The organism is Arthrobacter sp. fls2-241-R2A-172 (assembly GCF_030208885.1).
Lineage (GTDB): Bacteria > Actinomycetota > Actinomycetes > Actinomycetales > Micrococcaceae > Arthrobacter.
Genome location: NZ_JARVTB010000001.1, coordinates 251,411 through 269,710, shown reverse-complemented (window position 1 = coordinate 269,710; position 18,300 = coordinate 251,411). Strand labels below are relative to the sequence as shown.

At 62.8% G+C, this 18,300-nt stretch carries 18 protein-coding genes; 7 read left to right on the top strand and 11 right to left on the bottom strand.

Features of this window, described 5'->3' with window-relative positions:
- Window positions 1-63 precede the first annotated feature (63 nt).
- Genes QRM57_RS01360 through QRM57_RS01350 form a run of 3 tightly spaced genes read right to left on the bottom strand, consistent with a single transcriptional unit; the run spans window position 64 to window position 5,631 of the window.
- Window positions 64-2,022, bottom strand: a complete 1,959-nt coding sequence (locus tag QRM57_RS01360; protein WP_284985273.1) for a glycosyltransferase — start codon at window positions 2,020-2,022, stop codon at window positions 64-66.
- Window positions 2,022-3,710, bottom strand: a complete 1,689-nt coding sequence (locus QRM57_RS01355) for an ArnT family glycosyltransferase (protein WP_284985271.1) — start codon at window positions 3,708-3,710, stop codon at window positions 2,022-2,024. Before QRM57_RS01355 ends, QRM57_RS01360 begins: the two co-directional genes overlap by 1 nt.
- A complete protein-coding gene (locus QRM57_RS01350) occupies window positions 3,700-5,631 on the bottom strand; it encodes a cellulose biosynthesis cyclic di-GMP-binding regulatory protein BcsB (RefSeq protein ID WP_284985270.1) in 1,932 nt (643 codons plus the stop codon). Before QRM57_RS01350 ends, QRM57_RS01355 begins: the two co-directional genes overlap by 11 nt.
- Window positions 5,632-5,850: 219 nt before the next feature.
- Between QRM57_RS01350 and QRM57_RS01345 the strand changes: the two genes are divergently transcribed.
- On the top strand, window positions 5,851-6,144 hold the full coding sequence (locus tag QRM57_RS01345) for a DUF503 domain-containing protein (RefSeq protein WP_284985268.1): 294 nt from the start codon (window positions 5,851-5,853) through the stop codon (window positions 6,142-6,144).
- Here QRM57_RS01345 and QRM57_RS01340 read toward each other — a convergent pair.
- A complete protein-coding gene (locus tag QRM57_RS01340) occupies window positions 6,141-6,782 on the bottom strand; it encodes a GntR family transcriptional regulator (RefSeq protein WP_284985267.1) in 642 nt (213 codons plus the stop codon). The genes QRM57_RS01345 and QRM57_RS01340 overlap by 4 nt on opposite strands.
- 231 nt (window positions 6,783-7,013) lie before the next feature.
- On the opposite strand from QRM57_RS01340, the gene QRM57_RS01335 reads away from it, so the two are divergent.
- From QRM57_RS01335 to QRM57_RS01310, 6 genes are read left to right on the top strand one after another with little or no spacing between them, the layout of a single operon-like run.
- On the top strand, window positions 7,014-8,357 hold the full coding sequence (locus tag QRM57_RS01335; protein WP_284985266.1) for an MFS transporter: 1,344 nt from the start codon (window positions 7,014-7,016) through the stop codon (window positions 8,355-8,357).
- A complete protein-coding gene (locus QRM57_RS01330; protein ID WP_284985265.1) occupies window positions 8,354-9,148 on the top strand; it encodes a carbon-nitrogen family hydrolase in 795 nt (264 codons plus the stop codon). The genes QRM57_RS01335 and QRM57_RS01330 overlap by 4 nt, the downstream gene beginning before the upstream one ends.
- Window positions 9,149-9,158: 10 nt before the next feature.
- Entirely contained in the window at window positions 9,159-9,851 is a 693-nt protein-coding gene (locus tag QRM57_RS01325) for a DUF2848 family protein (protein ID WP_284985263.1), read from the top strand.
- On the top strand, window positions 9,851-11,317 hold the full coding sequence (locus QRM57_RS01320; RefSeq protein ID WP_284985262.1) for a 4-hydroxyphenylacetate 3-hydroxylase family protein: 1,467 nt from the start codon (window positions 9,851-9,853) through the stop codon (window positions 11,315-11,317). Before QRM57_RS01325 ends, QRM57_RS01320 begins: the two co-directional genes overlap by 1 nt.
- Window positions 11,318-11,319: 2 nt before the next feature.
- Window positions 11,320-11,691, top strand: coding sequence for a cupin domain-containing protein (locus tag QRM57_RS01315; RefSeq protein ID WP_284985261.1), 372 nt, complete (start codon window positions 11,320-11,322; stop codon window positions 11,689-11,691).
- 1 nt (window position 11,692) lies between these two features.
- A complete protein-coding gene (locus tag QRM57_RS01310; RefSeq protein WP_284985260.1) occupies window positions 11,693-12,217 on the top strand; it encodes a flavin reductase family protein in 525 nt (174 codons plus the stop codon).
- Between the two features lie 54 nt (window positions 12,218-12,271).
- Here the strand turns inward: QRM57_RS01310 and QRM57_RS01305 are convergent, their stop codons facing one another.
- From QRM57_RS01305 to QRM57_RS01275, 7 genes are all read right to left on the bottom strand, one after another.
- Complete coding sequence (locus QRM57_RS01305; RefSeq protein ID WP_284985259.1) at window positions 12,272-12,592, bottom strand: putative quinol monooxygenase; 321 nt, start codon at window positions 12,590-12,592, stop codon at window positions 12,272-12,274.
- 119 nt (window positions 12,593-12,711) lie between these two features.
- Window positions 12,712-13,605: a carbohydrate ABC transporter permease gene (locus QRM57_RS01300; protein ID WP_235521274.1), complete on the bottom strand. Its 894-nt coding sequence runs from the start codon at window positions 13,603-13,605 to the stop codon at window positions 12,712-12,714.
- The gene (locus QRM57_RS01295) at window positions 13,605-14,621 is read right to left on the bottom strand and encodes a carbohydrate ABC transporter permease (RefSeq protein WP_235521276.1); all 1,017 of its coding nucleotides are present in this window, start codon (window positions 14,619-14,621) and stop codon (window positions 13,605-13,607) included. The genes QRM57_RS01300 and QRM57_RS01295 overlap by 1 nt, the downstream gene beginning before the upstream one ends.
- Before the next feature lie 5 nt (window positions 14,622-14,626).
- On the bottom strand, window positions 14,627-16,036 hold the full coding sequence (gene ngcE / locus QRM57_RS01290; RefSeq protein WP_284985258.1) for an N-acetylglucosamine/diacetylchitobiose ABC transporter substrate-binding protein: 1,410 nt from the start codon (window positions 16,034-16,036) through the stop codon (window positions 14,627-14,629).
- A 174-nt stretch (window positions 16,037-16,210) separates the two neighbouring features.
- A complete protein-coding gene (locus QRM57_RS01285; RefSeq protein WP_284985257.1) occupies window positions 16,211-16,837 on the bottom strand; it encodes a hypothetical protein in 627 nt (208 codons plus the stop codon).
- 96 nt (window positions 16,838-16,933) lie between these two features.
- Window positions 16,934-17,344 (bottom strand): MmcQ/YjbR family DNA-binding protein, encoded by a 411-nt coding sequence (locus tag QRM57_RS01280; RefSeq protein ID WP_235521282.1) that lies wholly within the window; start codon window positions 17,342-17,344, stop codon window positions 16,934-16,936.
- A gap of 50 nt (window positions 17,345-17,394) precedes the next feature.
- Window positions 17,395-18,261 (bottom strand): polysaccharide deacetylase family protein, encoded by an 867-nt coding sequence (locus QRM57_RS01275; protein ID WP_284985256.1) that lies wholly within the window; start codon window positions 18,259-18,261, stop codon window positions 17,395-17,397.
- Window positions 18,262-18,300 lie beyond the last annotated feature (39 nt).

Below are 18,300 nucleotides of genomic sequence, written 5' to 3'. Positions count from 1 at the left end.
GCTCAACCCCACTGCGGCATTACCTCAAGATTGGCTCAAGATCCCTGGGTTCAGGGCGGATTCTCACCCGGCCCAGTGGCCGTCGTCGTGGAATTCAGCTTCCAGGCCGTGCGGTGTCTTCTCCCACTTGTGGGGACTGGTCAGCATCTGCCACGCGGCCCGCCAGGCGGCCACCGAGTGCAGCACCCAGTAGAAAGGGTTCAACAACGCGAAGATGGCTATCCGCCAGCCGTGGCGCCGCAGCGTGGCGATACCGGAGACGATGATCATCATGGCGTTGCCGAACAGCATGGACACCACGCCACCCACCAGCAGCCATTGGGGCAGTACCAATCCAACGATGTCGTAGCCGATGTACGTGACCACGGTGAACCCGACCACCAGAGGGTAGGCGAGGAAAGCCAGCGGTGTTCCCAGGATCAGGCCGAGGAAGCCGATGGTGCCGGCGATCCCTGTGCTCTTGATGTACCGCAGCGAGTTCCTTGTGTTGACGGCGGAGGTCACCATGTAGCCCTTGATCCACCGGGTGCGTTGCTTGATCCAGGCTGGGACCTGCGAGCAGGCCTCCTCCCACGTGGTGGAGTCAATGACGCCCACCCTGTATCCCTCCACGGCAGCACGGAGGCCCAAGTCCGCGTCTTCCGTGACGTTCCAGGGGTCCCACGCGCCGACTTCCTTGAGCAAGGAGGTGACGAAGTGGTTGGAGGTGCCACCCAACGGCAGGGGAATCCCGGAGTTGTCCAGCCCAGGAAGCATGGAGTCGAACCAGTGGGTGTATTCGATGGTGAACATGCGGGTGAGGACGTTTTGGTCTGCGTTGAAATAGTTCAAGGCGGCCTGGACGCAGATGAGGGGTTTGCGGTCCGGGTTGAGGTGTTGCCGCTCGAACTCGTCCTTCTTGAACGCTGCGATGGATGCCCGCAACTGGCCCGGATCCGGGCGGTCCTCGGCGTCGTAGATCACCACGTACTCCCCGCGGGCAAAAGTCAGCCCGTAGTTGCAGGCACGGGGCTTGGTTTGCGGCTCGCCCTTGGGCACGATCAGGATGCGCACGTACTCCGGCGGCCTGGAAGCTTTCGCGGCGGCGATGGTTTCGGCGTCGTCCTCTTCCAGGAGCACAAGGACGTCGAGCTTGGAGCGCGGGTAGTCCAACTGCCCAAGGTTGACCAGAAGTTTGTCGATGATGTTGGCCTCGCGGAACACCGGAACCAGGATGGTGTAGATGGGCAGGTCAGCGTCAGGAACCCGCTCTTCCGCCAGGGGTGGGAGTCCACGGCTGGCCCGTTCCCTGTTCCTGGCCTTGGCCACTGCGGCCTCATGAAGGGTGTCGAAGGGCCGGCGGAGGCTCGCCAGTGACTTGAAGCCGATGCTGACCAGGAACACGATGTTGGCCGCTGCAAGCAGCACCACGACGGCGGTCAGCGGGGACACCACGAACGCCGCCACGATGCCTGCCACGAGGACCACCGGCAGGATTCGCTGCCACCGCGTCAGGGCCGTGCGCGCAGATTCCCCCGGACGCTCTTCGGCGAGGCGTTCAGCCGATTCATAGAGAAGGTGCCGACGGAACGATCGCTGGATGGATTGGTTGATGTCCCAGTCGGTGGTGGTGCGGAACTCGACGGCGGCGGCCCCGAACGTCAAGGCTGCTTCATGCGCAATGGCGTCCGTGGGCGCCACTGCGGTGGCTACGGTGAGGAGATCGCCTTCCATCCGCCAGGGCAACCAGAACGGTTCCCCGAGCTCGCTGTAACCGAGCATCTCCATGAGTGCGTCATCCGCCGGTTCAGCCACCAGGTCAACCAAGGGAGCCTGCCACTGCTGGGCCAGCACTTCATAAATCCGACGGCGGTCCAGCCCCGCTTCCAGGATCAGGTGCCGGCCGAGCAGCCCACCCTCAGCTGCGGCCCGGTCAAGTGCCCTCTGGAGTTGCTCGGGGGTCACGAGCCCGGCTTCGAGCAGTGTCTGGCCGATCGACTTCCGGTTCAGCCGCTGCTCCGCAACGTGGGATGGAGGTGTCATCAGTGTGAGGACCTTTCATAGATCCGGTGTGTTGGCGTGGAGAAAGCGACTGAGTAGCGCACGTTGAATCCGGGGTCCTTCACCATGGCCTGGTACACCAGGTCGGTGGGACCGGAATCGCGGGCACCTGAGCCTGCCTCCACATTAACGAAGACCCACTTGGCGTACTTCGCCGGATCTTCCAGGGCAGGGGCAAAGTAGTCGCCGGACGCGCGGTTGTAGATTTCCTTGAGGGGAATTCCCATGACGGGGAGGATCGCATTGCCGCGGGCGCTTTCATCCATGAGGATTCCTCCGGACTCATAATGGGCGTTGAGCCAGCGCGCTGCAGCGGTTGAATTGGTGGTGGATTCCGCGGACATCCGGCCTTCTGCCAGAACGGCCAGGCGAGCAGTCGGGTCCTCATTCCACCACAGGTTCTGCCCCACCAGTCCTGCCAGCAAAGCACCGACCACCAAAGGCCTGAACCGCCGGGCCCGCGTGATGTCCTGGACGAACACAGCCACCAGGATCGCCACCAGCGGCAAGGCCGTCAGTGCGAATCGGTTGTTCCACCACGTGGACGGCAACGAATGGTCGTTGTTGATCGCGGTTTGGCCCAGGAACAGGCTCAGCAACGCAAAGGCGTAAGCACTGCCGGTCACCGCCACCAGCAGGGTGCCGTTCGCGAATCCCCGCCTGAAGACAAGCACGACGGCGCCGCACGCCGCCATCGCGAGGACCAGGACGCCGGCTGTCTCCAGCAGCGACCAATGGAAAGTAGTCAGCGTCAGTCCCAGGTTGCCCTTGGTAGGCAACAGGCCGCCGTCGGTGATGCTCTTCTGCTGGGCGTAGGCGGAGTATTGCCCGAACATGAACTCCAGCGGGTTGCCGTAGATGGCCCAGTTGTAGGAAATCCACCACAGCACGGCGGCTGCGGGAATCATCACGTAACCACCAGCCATGATGAGTGCCTCGCGCCAGGCGCCAGTGCGGCGTTTGGCGACAATGAGCACGAACAGGGTCCCGGTCATGACCAGCGCCCAGCCTTCGTACCTCGAGAGCACGGCGGCCGCCGACGGGATGCCGGCGAAGACAGCGAGTTCACCGGCGCTCATGCGGCGACGGCTGGTTGCCCAATGCGCCAGGCCGGCCATGCCGCCCACGATGCACATGATCAGCACGGGCTCGGTGAGGGCCGTGGTGTAGACGTACAGGACCGCGGGGTTGGCCAGGACAACCAGAGTGGTGGCCAGTCGGCCGGCCCGCCCCAACCCCAGCCGGGCTGCAATCAGGTACAGGCCCGTTGTGGTGGCTGACAAGGCCAGGATTCCCAGGAGCCCGGCCGCCCAGCCTGTGCTGAACAACCACATGTTCACCACGAATGGCGCAAGCAGCAGGTGCGGCATGGGCAACCAGACCGTTCCCAACTGCTCGAAGCCCGGAGCCTTGCTGTCGAAAATCCGGCGTGCGATGGTCAGATGGCTCTGGGCGTCCGAATAGTCCAGGTTGGTGCCGTGCCCGATCGTGTACAGGCAGGCGAGGTACCCGACCACGGCCGACAGGAGTGCGACGATCCTGGTCCCCGGAACCTTGCGGCCGGCAACCGGGGCGTCGAGCCGTTCCCATGCCCGGGCCAGCAAACCCAGGGCCGCAGGCACTGCCTCCTTCCGGTGGCCGGCACGACGCGTGGCGAGGCTAGCTGCCATGGCCCGGTTCGGAAGATTTCAGCTCCGCATCCACGTAGGCCTGCGCTTCCTTGGCACGCCTCCTGGCCAGCAGGGTGCGCAGCGCAAACGCGAGCCCGAGGACCAGTACGGCTCCGCCGATCCACCAGGCGTACGGACGGTAGTCATCGGTGACAGCCTTCTGCGGAACAACGACGTTGCTCTCCAACAACACCGGCGTACCGGACGGTTGCGTCACCAGGAGGTTGCGGGACAGGGAACCCCAGCCGCCTTCAACCCCGCCCACATGCGCGGCAAGCGATCCTTGGAGCGTGGCAGCTGCCGCGGCGTCGCCTTCGGGGGCCCATGCACCCAGCAACAGCAGGTTGCGGCCGCCCTGTTCAAAAGCTTCCAGCACGCCATAGGGGGCGGACACGCCCACGCCATATTCGACGTCGTCGGGTGAGATCGTGCGGAACTCCGCCAAACGCAGGGGTGCTGAGAGCTTGTTGGCCACCTCTGCCGTGGCACCCACCACCAGCCCGGATTCACTCGATCCGGCCAATGAATCGACGCCCACCACCCGGGTGTCCAGCAGCGAGGCACTGTCCCGCTGGAGGGCAGCGATCAAGGTGGCGGCGTTGAGGGTGTTCGCCTGGGCGTTCCCGTCGCCGAAAGCTACCGGAACGCTCTGGCCCAAAACCTGCGGGAACCGTGCGAAGCCGGCCTTGGTGGAGTCCCCGCGGACAGCCGTCACGGTGCTGCCCGCCGTATCCACTGTGACTTCCATGGGCATGACGCCTGCCGGTCCGGAGCAGTCACCGCCGGCGGGGAGTGCCGCCAGCCGGATCCGCAAGCCGTTCTTCGCCTGGAGCTGGCCGGCTGGAACCTCAGCGTCCACACTGAAGGTGTCGCCGCCGTCGAGGTTCCTGGAACTGAGCAGGTAGTCGTTCCAGAAGACCGAAAGCTGCGCCTGGGCGTTATTTGGCACGGCCGTGTGGGTTCCCTTGAGCTGGACCTTCACCGAGGATACAGGCCCGCCGAACTGTGACTGCGAGACACCAACATACGATTCCGGGGTGCCATAGCCCGAGAGCTTGAGCGTGGTGCTCCCGAGGTCCTTGATGCTCTGGGTCAGGCCCTGCGCGGCGGGCAGCGCCGAGGTCAGGCCGGTGACCGAGGGTGTCACCGCGAGCGCGGTCTTGTCGCTGGCCAGGGCCCTGGCCGCGGTACGGAGCTGGTCCTCGTGGCCGCTAAGGACCAGCTGCGGCAGTCCGGCGGTGGTGGTGAGCTTGGTGCCAACTTCGCCCTGGTCGGCCACGACGCTGAGGATCCGGCTACCCGCGGGCAGGTTTGCCACGCGCGCCGCAAGTTCGCTTTCCGGAACCACAGTGACTGCGGCGTCCGGGTAACGGTGCGACATCGCTGCCGAGGCAGTCATGATGGCCGCCGACACATCGGAGCCCGGATCGGCCGGGACGGGAAGAACGACGGCGGGCACGGACGCCGGGAAGAACTCACCCACTGTGGTGGGTGCCTTGGCGGTCCCGCTGAAGTCCACCACCATGTTGTTCAGGGTTGCCGTGGCGTTGGAGAGCACACACATGGTCTGGGTTGCGGGGACGATCTGCAGGCCCACGGTCAGTTGCTGGTCCAGCACGTCGGCGCTGCTGACAACAGCATCGAGGGCAATGCTGGCAGCAGCGGCAGTCTCCAGCACAACACGGCCGTTGACCGTTGCACGGACTGTGCCCTCCGGCTTCCCGGACACCACGATTGTTCCCTTGACCCGTGTGGGCTCCAGACCCGACGCCACCGGGACCACCAGTACCTGTTCCGACTGCCCGGCGAGGGCAGAAACACTGGACGATGCCTTCAGGGTTGATCCCTGGGAGGGCGCTGCGACTGCCGCCGGAATGGTGGCCACAGACAGGGCCAAAGCGGCAGCGCACGCGAGCGTCACCGCCGCGACACGGAAACGGGTATGGGGTCTGGTTCGGGTTCGGGCAGGGGCTAAGGGCACGATGTCAGTCCTGGTAACTAGCAGCGAATGAGTCCATCGGCCTTTTGGGCCAACCTCATAGACACTGCCAACCCCAACTCAAGGTGCCTTGCTGCGTTTCCTCAAGATTCCATCAAGTCCTTGCAGTTCCATCCCACTGACCTGCGGTGATAATGAACCATGTGGATAGGTTGGATCGAGTTCGACGTCCTCTTGGGCGATGTCCATAGCTTGAAGGAAAAGCGCTCGCTGCTGCGGCCCCTGGTGGCGGAATTGAAACGGCGTTTCGAGGTTTCGGCCGCAGAGACCGGCTTCCAGGACCAGCATCGTCGCGCACTGATCGGCGCGGCGCTGGTGGCTCCGGATCACGCCCACCTTCGGCAAGTGCTCGACGCCGTTGAACGGTTCGTGGCTGCCCGGCCCGAGTTTGAGCTGCTGAGCGCCCGCCAGCGGGAGCTGCACAGCGAGGACTAGTAGCCGATGACGGCCAGTCGCGTGGATTCCAGGTGGGAATCGATGGCCTGGTGCGCTGCGTCGAGGCTCCGGCTGCGCAGGGCGTCCACTATGAGCTGATGCTCGCGGAGCACATCGCCGGCGCGGTCCGTCCCCCGGGAGACGGCTTTGACGCCGATCCTCAGTTGCTTTTGCCGTAGCGAGGCGTAGAAGTCGGCGAGGACGGGGTTGCCACCTGCACGGACCATCAGTGTGTGGAACTCGGTATCCAACTCGATGAACCTCGAGGGATCCTTCTTCGCTTCGCGCTGTTGGTCGATGATGCCCTGGAAGGCGTCGATTTGGGCTTCGGCCATGGATTCGAGCGACTGGACAGCCCACTTCTCCACCACGGACCTGGCCTGCAAAATGGCGCGGACGTCCGGGTCCGAGATCGGTGGGACATAAGCGCCTTTGTGCGGGATGCGCTTGACGAATCCTTCGGCTTCGAGCCGGAGCAGGGCTTCGCGTACCGGGGTGCGGGAGGTGCCCGTGGTCTTGGCCAGGACTCCCTCGTTGAGGAATGTTTCCTCGTCGCGGGGAAGGGCCGCGATATAGCTTTTCATCCACTGGTACGCCACTTCCGGCTGCGATTGTGCAGCTGGGGTCATCTGGATCATGCAGAGCCTTTCTCGCGAAGCCCAGTATACGAGTTGCATTCAGGGCCGTCCCTAATACCTCCAAGAAACTTCTTCCATAAATATAGACAGGTTGTATACAGCCCGTCTACAGTGTTGTTCAGTGACGGTGTCCCAGTGACTCCGCTCACGTACGGAACCCCTCAATTTCCTGGGACCTCCCGGGCTTGTTTCCCCAGAGCCCCCTGTCCCAACCGCAAAAGGATCCCCACTATGACCGATTTGAAGAAAGCAGAACTGAGGCAGCAGAAGCATTCCAGCCTGCCCGTCGTGGCTGCTTCGAGCCTGGCCGGTACCGCCGTCGAGTGGTACGACTTCTTTCTTTACGGAACTGCCGCTGCACTGGTATTCAACAAACTCTTTTTCCCCACGGATGATCCCCTGGTGGGCACCATGCTGGCCCTCGGAACGTTTGCGGCGGGCTTCCTGGCCCGGCCTATCGGAGCAATCGTCCTGGGGCACCTCGGCGACAAGTACGGACGCCGCGCCACCCTGGTGGCCAGCCTCATGCTCATGGGCGTAGCCACCACCCTCATCGCCTTCATTCCCTCCTACGCTGCGATCGGCGTGGCCGCTCCACTGCTCCTCCTGCTCCTCCGCCTGATTCAAGGATTTGCCCTCGGTGGCGAATGGGGCGGCGCGGTCCTCCTCGTCTCCGAACACAGCAACGAAAGTGCGCGTCGCGCCTTCTGGGCCTCCTGGCCCAACATGGGACCGCCCCTCGGCAACCTCATGGCAGCCGGTGTCCTGGCCATACTGGCCGCCACCATGCCGGAGAGCGAATTCCTGGCCTGGGGCTGGCGCATCGCCTTCGGATTGTCTGCATTGCTGGTAATCATTGGCCTCGTCCTGCGGCTCTACGTCCAGGAGACTCCGCTGTTCAAGGAAGCACAGCGGAAGCGCGAAGCCGAAGGCAGCCCGGAACGCAAGATGCCGCTGGCCATCCTTTTCCGCCGCAACTGGCGGGAAATCCTCATCGCCACGGGCAGCCGCATGGGCGAGAACGCAGGCTTCTACATCTACTCCCTGTTCATCATCACGTACGTCACCCAGATCATGGGGCTGCAGAGGCAGACAGGCCTCACCGCCGTCATGATCGGCCAGGCCGTGGCAGTGGTCGCCATTCCCATCCTGGCCCTTTACGCGGACAAAGTCGGCCGCAAACCAATCCTGATCGGCGCCTCCATTGCCACCGTGGTCTGGGCTTTCGCCTTCTTCTTCCTGCTGAACACCGGGCAACTGTGGGGCATCATCGCCGCCGCAGTGGGTGGACTGCTGATCTTCGCAGCGTACAGCTCGGTCATCGGAGCCTTTTTCTCCGAGCTCTTCCCCACCGATGTGCGCTACAGCGGTACCTCCGTGTCCTACAACCTTGCCTCGCTGATCGCCGGCTCGTTGTCCCCCATCATCGCCCTGGCCCTGTACAGCGCTTTCGGCACCGGTTACGCGATCGGAATCTACCTCGCCGCCATGGGCCTGATCTCCATGGTCTCTGTGATGTTCGCCAAGGAAACCAAGGGCCTGCGGCTCAGCGACCTGGATGAGGACCGAGCATGAAAATCGCACTCGTCCAGGTAGCCAGCCCCGACTCCGAAACACGTGAAGAGCGGATCGACCGCGTCGAAGCCATCCTGCGGGGCATCAAGGGCGCCGAGCTGATAGTCCTTCCCGAACTTTGGAGCGCCGGCTACTTCCATTTCGATGAATACCAGGCCCTGGCGGAAACACTCACCGGGCCCACGGTGTCCATGTGCGCACGGGTGGCCGCAGACCTGGGCGTCCACCTCCACCTCGGCAGCATCATCGAAGCCCACGAGGACGGCCGGCTCAGCAACACCTCCATCCTGCTGGGACCGGACGGCAGCGTGGTCCACACGTACCGGAAGGTCCACGTCTTCGGTTACAAGTCCAAGGAGGCGAGCCTGCTCACGGCAGGGTCATCACTGCCTGTCGTCCAGCTGCCGTTCGGTGCCGTTGCGGGCATCACCTGCTACGACCTCCGCTTCCCCGGATTGTGGATGGAGCTGAGCACCCGGGGTGCGGAGATCGTCATCGTCCCCGCAGCTTGGCCTGCAGCGCGGCGGGAACACTGGCGCCTGCTCACCACTGCACGGGCCGTGGAGCATCAGATCTTCGTGATTGCCTGCAACGCCGCCGGCAGCCAGGAAGGTGCCGAGCTGGGCGGCCACAGCAGGGTGGTGGACCCCGCAGGCAAAGTTATCGCCGAAGCGGACTCCGGAGAAGCCGTGCTCATGGTGGACATCGACCCGCAGCAAGTGAGCGCAGTCCGCACCGAATTTCCCGTCATCGGCGACCGCCTCGCCGCATACGACACCTTGACCGTCTAGAGGAAAATAAATGCAAACACAGCAAACAACAAGGCAAGTCCCACTCACTTTCAGGGTGGTGGGAACGGAAAAAACAATCACTCTCACGGATTTCCACGGAGTGGTGGCCGGCTACACAGGCCGTGATCCTGAAGCAGTCCAACACCACATCGATGAACTGGCGGCCATCGGAGTAGCACCACCGCCGGAAGTGCCTATGTTCTACCGCATGGACTCTGACCTGTTCGAGACCTCGGGCGAGCATGACGCGTCGGAGAACCTGACCTCCGGTGAGATCGAACCCCTCTACATCCGCCACGAGGGGAAGTTCTACCTGGGCATCGGATCCGACCACACCGACCGTGACATCGAAGCCACGGACATCGGCGATTCCAAGCGAGCGTGCCCCAAGCCGGTCGCCGGTGAGGTGATCGCCGTCGAATCCTTGGAGAACCTCGACCTTGACCAGTGCACTGCACGCTCCTGGGTGGATGGCGAGTTGTACCAGGAAGGCCCGTTGAGCGGCCTGCGGAAGCCGGCGGACGTCGTCGAACGCCTTTTGGCCCGCACGGACATCGGTGAAGCCGACTTCATGTGCCTCGGCGGAACCCTGCCGCTGCTGAACGGAAAGTTTGTTGACGGAACTTCCTGGAAGTTGGAGCTCTCCTTCCCGAATGGGACCACCATTGAACATAACTACAAAATCAAGAAAGGCTCACTCTGATGAGGACCGGAAAAGAGTACCTGAAGTCCCTGAACGACGGCCGGACAGTGATCCTCGACGGCGAGGTGGTCGGCAACGTCCTGGAACACCCGGCCTTCGCGAAGGTTGCCCACACCATGTCCGAGCTGTTCGACATCGCAGCCGATCCCGCCAACGGCATGCAGTTCCACTCCGAAGAAATTGACGGCCCGGCCAACCGCACCTTCGCTGCTCCCCGCACCCAGGAAGAACTGGTGCTGCGACGCGAGGCCATCGAGAAGTGGGCCAAGCACACCCATGGCTGGGTGGGCCGCAGCCCGGACCACGTTGGCACCTTCTTTGCCGCCTTCGGATCGCACGCGGACGTCTTCAAGAACGAGGAACGCGACTTCGCCGGCAACGTGGAGCGATACTACAAGAAGGTCCTCGCCGAAAACCTGTACCTGTCCTACGCGATCATTCCCCCGCAGGTTTCCCGCGCAACCACAGCGTCCGGTTGGGAAGGCGAGTACCTGCAGGTCGGCGTCGTCCGTGAAACCGAGGAGGGCATCATTGTCCGCGGTTCGCAGATGCTCGCCACCGGTGCCGCGATCGCTGATGAAGTCTTCGTCACCTGCATCAAACCGCTGGGCCCGGACGACGTGGACTTCGCCGTCAGCTTCGCCATCCCGGTTGCCACTGACGGCCTGAAGCTGTACTGCCGCCGCCCCTTCGCACCGGCTGCCACCAGCGACTTCGACTACCCGCTGACCAGCCACTACGACGAGCCGGATGCCCTGGTGGTGTTCGACGACGTCCTCATCCCGTGGGATCGCGTCTTCATCAACCGGAACATCGACACCCTGCGCCGCCAGTTCTTCGACACCGGCGCCCACGCCCTGGGCAACTGGCAGGCCCAGATCCGGTTCTCCACCAAGCTGAAGTTCATTGCCTCCGTGGCCCGCAAGGTCACGCAGGTGAACGGCACGGACAAAATCCCCGGGGTTCAGGAGAAGCTCGGCGAACTCGCCGCGATTGTCCAGTCCGTAGAGTCTGCCGTACTGGCTGCCGAGTACACGGCCACAACGGACGACGCCGGTATGAGGGTCCCGGGAAAGAGTGCACTGTACGGGGCCATGGGCCTGCAGTCCGAGACGTACCCGCGAGTGATTTCGATCCTTCGGGACTTGGTGGGCGGCGGCGTCCTGCAGTTGCCCTCCAGCGTCGCCGACATGACCAGCAGCGTGACCCGGCCGGACATGGAACGCTACGTCCAGTCCCCCGGCGTCAGCAGCGAGGAGCGCGTCAAACTCTTCAAACTCGCCTGGGACATCATCGGTTCCGAGTTCGCCGGCCGCCACCAGCAGTACGAGATGTTCTATGCCGGTGCGCCCTTCGTGGTTCGCGGCGCCTACACCTACCGGAACTACGGCTACGACGCCTTGGTGGCGGAGCTGGACACGTTCCTCGGTTCCTACGGCATCGACTCCGCACCGGAAGGAATCTAACCATGGCAAAGCCCGAATTCGAGTTCACCCCCGTCTCATCGGTGGACTTCGCACCCTGCAACCCGCCCATCGAAGGCCTGTCCGAGGCCATCCTGGCACGGGATTCGGACAACGACAGCGTCACCCGCATCCTCAAGTTCGAGCCTGGCACGGACACCTCCCCCAACGGCGTCCTGACCCACGATTTCTGGGAAGAAGTCTTCATCTTCGAGGGCTCCTTCGTGGACCAGCGCCTGGGCAAGACGTTCAAGGCCGGCGACTGGGCCACCCGTCCTCCCGGAATGGAACACGGGCCGTGGGTCTCCGAGAATGGCGCCAAGATGTTCGAAGTCCGGTACTACACGGATTCCGTACCAGCCGAGCGGAGCAACTGACATGAGCCTGGCACCAGCCTTCACCATCCCCGATGCCATGGGGATGCGCCGCGCCATGGGCCGCTTCCTCACCGGCGTCGCCGTGGTCACCACCCAACACGAGGGCGAGCAATACGGGATGACCATCAGTTCGCTGACCTCGATCAGCCTGGAACCACCCATCCTGATGATCTCCCTGAACTTCGGCACCCGGACCGGTGAGGCGCTGATGGGCAGCGGCAAGTTCGCCGTTTCCATCCTCGGCGCAAAGCAGGAGTCGGTGGCCCGGCGTTTCGCTGTCCGTGGCGGCGACCGCTTCGGCGACGGCGACTTCGACATCACCGACAACGGCCTTCCGGTCATCAAGGGCGCCCTCGCCCAGGCGGACTGCAGCGTGGTGCAGCAGTACGACGTCGGGGATCACCAGGTCTTCTTCGGCCAGGTCACCACGTGCCGGGACCGGGACGGCGAGGTGCTCGCGTTCAAGGCCGGCCGCTTCGGCTCATTCTCGGACTTCGGCCACGCAGAAATCCCCTGGATGTTCTAGACCCTGTTAACGAAGAGGTGCCCGGCTCGATGAGCCGGGCACCTCTTTGTACGCCTAGTCGATGGTCAGCTCGCCCATGCGGTCCCACCCGCTGCCTTCGAACTGCCGGCTGATGATGTGGGGAGTCTCTACCAGGGCCTGGGGCATGTCCGCCATGGCCTTCTTGAAGTGTTCGCTGTTGACGTGTGCCTCGGCAGCGTCGTCCTGGAATGCTTCCACCAGCACGAACTCATTCGGGTTCTCCACGCTGCGGGACCAGTCGAACCACAGGTTGCCGGGCTCGGCGCGGGTCGCTTCGGTGAAGCCGGCCACAAGGTCCAGCCAACGCTCGGACCACTCAGGCTTGACGTTGAACTTAACCACAATGAAGATCACGGGCTGCTGCCTTTCGTTGGACTACTGATCCGTTCCAGTCTTTCAGAGTTAACGCCCGACGGCGGCCCCCACCGGAAGGTGAGGACCGCCGTCGAACGTTTGTTTTTGGCTTGGTTGAATTACTTGGACGTGCCTTGCGAAACGGAACCTTGCAGCTGGCGCTGGAAGATCACGTAGACGATGAGCACCGGGATGACCGTGACGCTGACGGCCGCAAACAGTGCACCGTAGTCCACCGCGTAGCCCATCTGGCCGGCGAAGGCCGCGAGTTCCTGGGAGAGGACACGCGGACCGGCAGCGTTGATGGACACCGGGATGAGGAACTGGTTCCACAGGCCCAGGAAGTTGAAGATGGCAACCGAGGCGAGGCCCGGCTTGGCCATCGGCAACATAACCTGGAAGAACGTCCGCCACTCCCCTGCTCCATCAAGGGCTGCCGCCTCGGTGATTTCGTGGGGCAGCGACTTGAAGAAGGAGAACAGGAAGAACACGGTGAACGGAAGCGCGAAGCCCACGTAGACCAGGATCAGCCCGGGCAGGGTGTTCAGCAAGCCCATATTCTTCAGGACGAAGAACAACGGCACCATGGCCAGGAAGATCGGGAAGGTCAGGCCGGCAAGCATCAGGTAGTAGATGGCCCTGCTGCCCGGGAAGGTGTAGCGGGCAAGGACGTAGGCACACATGGCGCCCAGAACCATCACGATCACCAAAGCCACGGCCACAACGATCACCGAGTTCAGGAACGCACTGCCGATCCCGGCTTCACTCCAGGCTTTGACGTAGTTGTCCAGCTTCCATTCGGCCGGCAAGGAGAACGGTGATGCGAAGATCTCGCTGGACGTCTTGAAGGAGGACATGAACGTCCACAGGAGCGGCAGGATGACGATGAGTGTCCAAATGGTCAAAGCCGTGTGCGAGACTGCTCCCACCACTTTGTCGCCCGTCGAGGTTGCCGGTGTCCGCGGTTGGAAGTGCAGTGACTTCATTTCCGGTGTCGAAACTTTGGTACTCATTACAGGCTCACATCCTTATCGCCGCCGGTGAGCTTGTTGACCGCGAAGACCAAACCGGAGAAGATCAGCGTCGCGATGGCAAGCACAACGCCCATGGCGCTTGCGAGTCCGAACTGCCCCTTGCTGAAGGCGGTGAAGAACAGTTGCTGCGCCATCACCAGCGTGGAGTTGTCCGGACCGCCGCCGGAGTTCAGCGCGGCCATGTAAACGAAGGCATCCAATGCAAGGATGCCCATGTAGATGTAGGCCGTCTGGATGTTGTCGCGGATCAGCGGGATGGTGATGGACACAGCGGTGCGGAACCTACCGGCGCCATCGATCCTCGCGGCTTCGAAAAGCTCGGCGGGGATGCCCTTGATGCCGGCCACGAACAGCACCATGTAGAAGCCCACGAAGCCCCAGACGATCACGAACATGGTGGCAATCATGGCGGTGTTCTTATCGCCCAACCAGGCGAAGTCCTTGAACTGGTCCAGGCCCACCCCGGTGAGGATGCCGTTAAGGAGCCCTCCCGAGGGATCGTAGATCTGCCCCCACATGATGCCGATCGCTATAGCGGGGATGGTGTACGGGAAGAACGAGACCACACGGTAGAAGCTGGAGTTGCGCAGGCCCTTGATCTGGCCTTTGCTGCTGCCGCCAACCGTCACCAGGGACGCAAGTACCAGGCTCAGGATGATGGTGATGATCGGGAGGAAGATGACCAGGAGGATGTTGTTCCCCATGGCCTTCATGAAGATGTCGTCAGTGAAGATCTTGGCGTAGTTCTCAAGGCCGATGAAGTTCTGGTTGGGCGAGAAGCCCGACCAGTCAGTCAATGAGTAGCCAAAAGCCTGGATAAAGGGCCAAATCACGAACAACAGGTAGATCGCCAGCGGCAGTCCGAGGAATACCGCAAAGAAACTGACCTTGTCCCACGTCAACGGCTTCCGCCGCCGCTTGATCACCTGCGGTGGGGCGGTCGCCGGAACGACGGCGGCCAGGCCGTCGCCGTTCCGGCTCTGCTGAGTTTTCACTGAAGTCACTTCACTTCGATCTTCTTGACCGAGCTGTCGTTACGGACCTTGTCGGTGATGTTCTGGAGTGCGGAAGTCAGCGTCGCGACGTCGGACTTGCCATCCAGGAAGGTGTTCCAGACAACCAGCTGGTCCTTGTTGGTGCCGTACAGGTCAATGAAGTTCCAGGTGTAGATGTGCTCACCGGCATCGCTGAGCATCTTCGTCTGCGAAACCAGGGCGGTTGAACCAAAGCCATCGGCCGGAACGGTGTCCTTGACGATGGTCGGCGCCAGCTTGGTCTTGGCGAAGTTGGTGGCTGCTTCCTTGGAGAGCATGATGCGAAGCAGTTCCTTGCCGCCGGCAGCGTTCTTGCCCTGCGAGGGGACAATGAACGGTTCGCCTGCAGCGCTGTGAAGTGCAGTCTGCGGCATCTTGGGGCTGGCAGTCACGGACGGAGCGGGAGTGCCCATCATGTTGAAGCCGGCCTTGGTCTGGTCCTTCATTTCGTTTTCGATCCACGAACCCGAGGGGTAGAACACGGCTTCCTGCGCGTTGCTCCACTGTGCCTGGGCGGCAGTGAACTGGGTGCCCGAACCGCCCGGCTTGAAGAAGCCGGCCTTGACGATCTTGTCCAGCGCAGTGAAGACGGACTGGATGGCCGGGTGCGACCAGCAATCGGCCTTGAGGTTCTCCAGGGCGAGGCGGACCTCGTCGCCGCCTTCCTTGATGGCGGACGCGATGGCCAGTTCCTGGTAGTAAGTGGCCGCTTCCTTGCCCCAGACAAACAGGTACTTGCCCTTGGCCTTGGCCTGCTCGCCGAGGGCGTACATCTCATCCCAGGTCTTGGGAACGGTCCAACCGTTTTCCTTGAGGAGGGAATCCGAGTACCACACTGCGTAGACGGTGAGCACGTAGTTCAAGGCGGCAAGCTTGCCGTCGAAGGTGCCTGGAGCCAGTACGCCGGTGTACAGGGTGTCCTTGATGACCTTCCCTTCGAGGTTCTTGGCCTCAACAAGGGGCGTGAGGTCCTCGAGCTGGGCGAGAATGGTGCTGAAGCCGATGGCCTTTGCACCGGAGTTGTCGATCAGGTCCGGCGGGTTGCCACCAACAAAGCGCGGCTGCAGTTCCTGGGCGATGTCGGTGGACGGTGCAATCTTGGCCGTGGAACCCGAGTGGTTCTTTTCGAAGAGCTTCCCCGCGAACTCGACGTAGTCGATGCCGTAGCCGCCCTTGAAGATCACGGCGTCCAGGGTGGCCTTGTCAGCCATGCCGAACGGGTTGGTGTCGGAGACCGTTCCTGTAGGACCGGCGGATGTTCCACCGCCGCCCGCAGCACAGGAAGCAATGGTTCCCCCCATAGGAACGAGGACAGCTGCGGCGAGTGCTCCGCGCAGGAATCCACGGCGACCAACGGACTGGTGCTGAACGTTCATTTCTAAACCCTCCAGTGACTCGTAGTGTCGACTGTTGCGGCAGGAACCGTTCAGTCAGACAGTCTGGGTTGGCGCTCTGGCAGCACCAACCTTCTGTGACATAATTCACCACGAATGATCGAAAATCAATATTTCGCGGCAGTTTCGATCAACATTTGTCAAAGCGTGATCTTTCTACGGACCCTCCGCGAGGGCCTTTCCGCACTCCGTGATCGCCTCCCGGGCGAGCGCCCTCTGCCGCTCAGTTCCCAGTCTTTCCGCCCATTGTTCGGCCAATTGGAACTCCACCATGGCTTCCGTGAGACGGTTTTTACCGCGCAGAAACGACCCCAAGCCCGCGTGCAAAGCAATCATCCAGCGCTTGGTTCGCTCATCGCGGGCGGAGGACGCATATTCCAAGCCGCTCCGCATCCAGACCTCGGCGTTGCCGAAGTCGGCGATGGAGAGCATGTGGAGCGCATCGACCGCCAGGAATTCCTCACCGAGATGGTCCGCCAGCTCTGCTGCCTGTTCAAGGAGCGGCACGGCCATGGCGGCACGCCCACCAGCGTTGAGGACCCGCCCCCGTTCAAGGAGGATGCGTACGCCAACCGTCGGCTCGTCGTCGTCGATTCCATCAAGGAGCGCGTCAGCTTCCTCAAAACGACCCTGCAACCCGATGGCCCGCCCAAGCTGGGTGGCAAGCTCAGCCCGCTCATCGGCGTCGTACATTTCCTCAACCATGGCGGCACGGAACCTGGCTTCGGAAGCCGCCGGATCGCCAAAGTTCCACAAGTGGTCAAGCGTCTTCTGATCCAGCATCAAACTGCTCCTGACCAGCCCATGGCTGTGGTCTCAAGGTATGCAGTATCAATCTATCCCCATGTCAGCACCATGGGGAGGGCTGTTATGAGGGTGTTACTTCCCGCGCGGAGCGGCCAGCCTGGCCCACCCCAGCTGCTCCTGTTGCTTGCGGCTGAGGGTGGCCACCACCAGGTCGTAGGAGTCCTCCACCATGTCCCGGACCATGTCGTCCGGGAGGGCGCCGTCCAGCCGGACACCATTCCAATGGGTCTTGTTCATGTGCCAGGCACCAGTGATTTCCGGATGGGCCGCCCTGAGCTGTTCGGCCAGCGCCGGTTCACATTTGAGGCTGACCGACCAGTTGTCCGGGTCCATGTAGGACAGGGCAAACATCTTGGCCTCGTGCCGCGCCCCGCCGGCAACAGCTGAGCGGACCTTGAAGACGGAGGCCTCGGGGCCAAACGGAAAGTCTTCGAAAGCGCCAGGGAAGCCCAGGCAAATCTCGCGCAGACGGGAAACATCCATGGAGTGAGCCTACTGGCGGGACGGCTCCGGGGCGAGCCCTATTGCGACGCTTACGCGACGCCCAGGAAATCCTCCAACAACACCACTTCCAGCCCCGCCGCCAGCTGGGCGGCCCGGAATGCAGCGAGGTCCGCTGCAAACTCGGCCCGGAAATGCATCAGGACAATGTCGCCAGGACGCAGCGAGTCCCCCACCTGGTAGTCCATCTTTCCGGCGTTTGCCTTTGCCTCCCACGTGACCACAGCTTTCAGGCCCGCAGCCGCCACGGCCTGCCGCATCGCGTTTGAGTAGGCTCCGCCGGGTGGCCGGAACAGCGTGGGCTTGCGGCCATACTGTTGGACCGCATACTCCTGCATCCCCACTATGTCGTCCAGCTGCTGCTGATAGCCCCACTGCCGCACCATGTTGATGTTGTGCGTCACCGTGTGGTTCTCCACCAGGCTGCCCTGGGCCTTGAAGGCATTGAAGAACGCAGGGTTGTCGGCAATGGTGTTTTTGGTGAGGAACAGTGAGGCCGGGTAGTCGTACTCCGCCATAAGCGTCACGGATTCCGGGGTCTTGATGTTCCCGTCATCGATGGTCAGGAACACGATCGGATGCTTGGTGGGGATCTTGGTGATCACCGGCGCGAGCCCGCCGACAATCGGCGGCAATTGGTAGTCCGGGATGAAACTCCGCCGGATTCGCTTCGTCGCCGCAAGAGTTGGCGTCGGAGTCGGCGTCACCGTAGCAGCCGTAGCAGCCGGGGCCTCCGGCGAGCCGACGGCGGCACTTGGCGGCAGCGCCGTCGTCGTACTTTCTGCCCCTTCAGCGGGAGTGCAAGCCGTGAGCCCGGCCACCACCGAGGCGCCCACAACACCGAGGAGGGCCCGCCTACTGGGCAAGGAAAATGGCATTGCAGAGTGGTCGCCAGTCATGGCTGTCTCCCGGGGCTGAAGAGATGAGTCAGCAGCAAT

What these genes read in the sequence shown, in the direction of transcription:
- QRM57_RS01275 (WP_284985256.1), bottom strand. Translation starts at nt 18,261, where the DNA reads ATGACTGGCGACCACTCTGCAATGCCATTTTCCTTGCCCAGTAGGCGG.
- QRM57_RS01330 (WP_284985265.1), top strand. Translation starts at nt 8,354, where the DNA reads ATGAAAATCGCACTCGTCCAGGTAGCCAGCCCCGACTCCGAAACACGT.
- QRM57_RS01325 (WP_284985263.1), top strand. Translation starts at nt 9,159, where the DNA reads ATGCAAACACAGCAAACAACAAGGCAAGTCCCACTCACTTTCAGGGTG.
- QRM57_RS01285 (WP_284985257.1), bottom strand. Translation starts at nt 16,837, where the DNA reads ATGCTGGATCAGAAGACGCTTGACCACTTGTGGAACTTTGGCGATCCG.
- QRM57_RS01280 (WP_235521282.1), bottom strand. Translation starts at nt 17,344, where the DNA reads ATGGATGTTTCCCGTCTGCGCGAGATTTGCCTGGGCTTCCCTGGCGCT.
- QRM57_RS01300 (WP_235521274.1), bottom strand. Translation starts at nt 13,605, where the DNA reads ATGAGTACCAAAGTTTCGACACCGGAAATGAAGTCACTGCACTTCCAA.
- ngcE (WP_284985258.1), bottom strand. Translation starts at nt 16,036, where the DNA reads ATGAACGTTCAGCACCAGTCCGTTGGTCGCCGTGGATTCCTGCGCGGA.
- QRM57_RS01355 (WP_284985271.1), bottom strand. Translation starts at nt 3,710, where the DNA reads ATGGCAGCTAGCCTCGCCACGCGTCGTGCCGGCCACCGGAAGGAGGCA.
- QRM57_RS01310 (WP_284985260.1), top strand. Translation starts at nt 11,693, where the DNA reads ATGAGCCTGGCACCAGCCTTCACCATCCCCGATGCCATGGGGATGCGC.
- QRM57_RS01360 (WP_284985273.1), bottom strand. Translation starts at nt 2,022, where the DNA reads ATGACACCTCCATCCCACGTTGCGGAGCAGCGGCTGAACCGGAAGTCG.
- QRM57_RS01340 (WP_284985267.1), bottom strand. Translation starts at nt 6,782, where the DNA reads ATGATCCAGATGACCCCAGCTGCACAATCGCAGCCGGAAGTGGCGTAC.
- QRM57_RS01335 (WP_284985266.1), top strand. Translation starts at nt 7,014, where the DNA reads ATGACCGATTTGAAGAAAGCAGAACTGAGGCAGCAGAAGCATTCCAGC.
- QRM57_RS01315 (WP_284985261.1), top strand. Translation starts at nt 11,320, where the DNA reads ATGGCAAAGCCCGAATTCGAGTTCACCCCCGTCTCATCGGTGGACTTC.
- QRM57_RS01320 (WP_284985262.1), top strand. Translation starts at nt 9,851, where the DNA reads ATGAGGACCGGAAAAGAGTACCTGAAGTCCCTGAACGACGGCCGGACA.
- QRM57_RS01345 (WP_284985268.1), top strand. Translation starts at nt 5,851, where the DNA reads ATGTGGATAGGTTGGATCGAGTTCGACGTCCTCTTGGGCGATGTCCAT.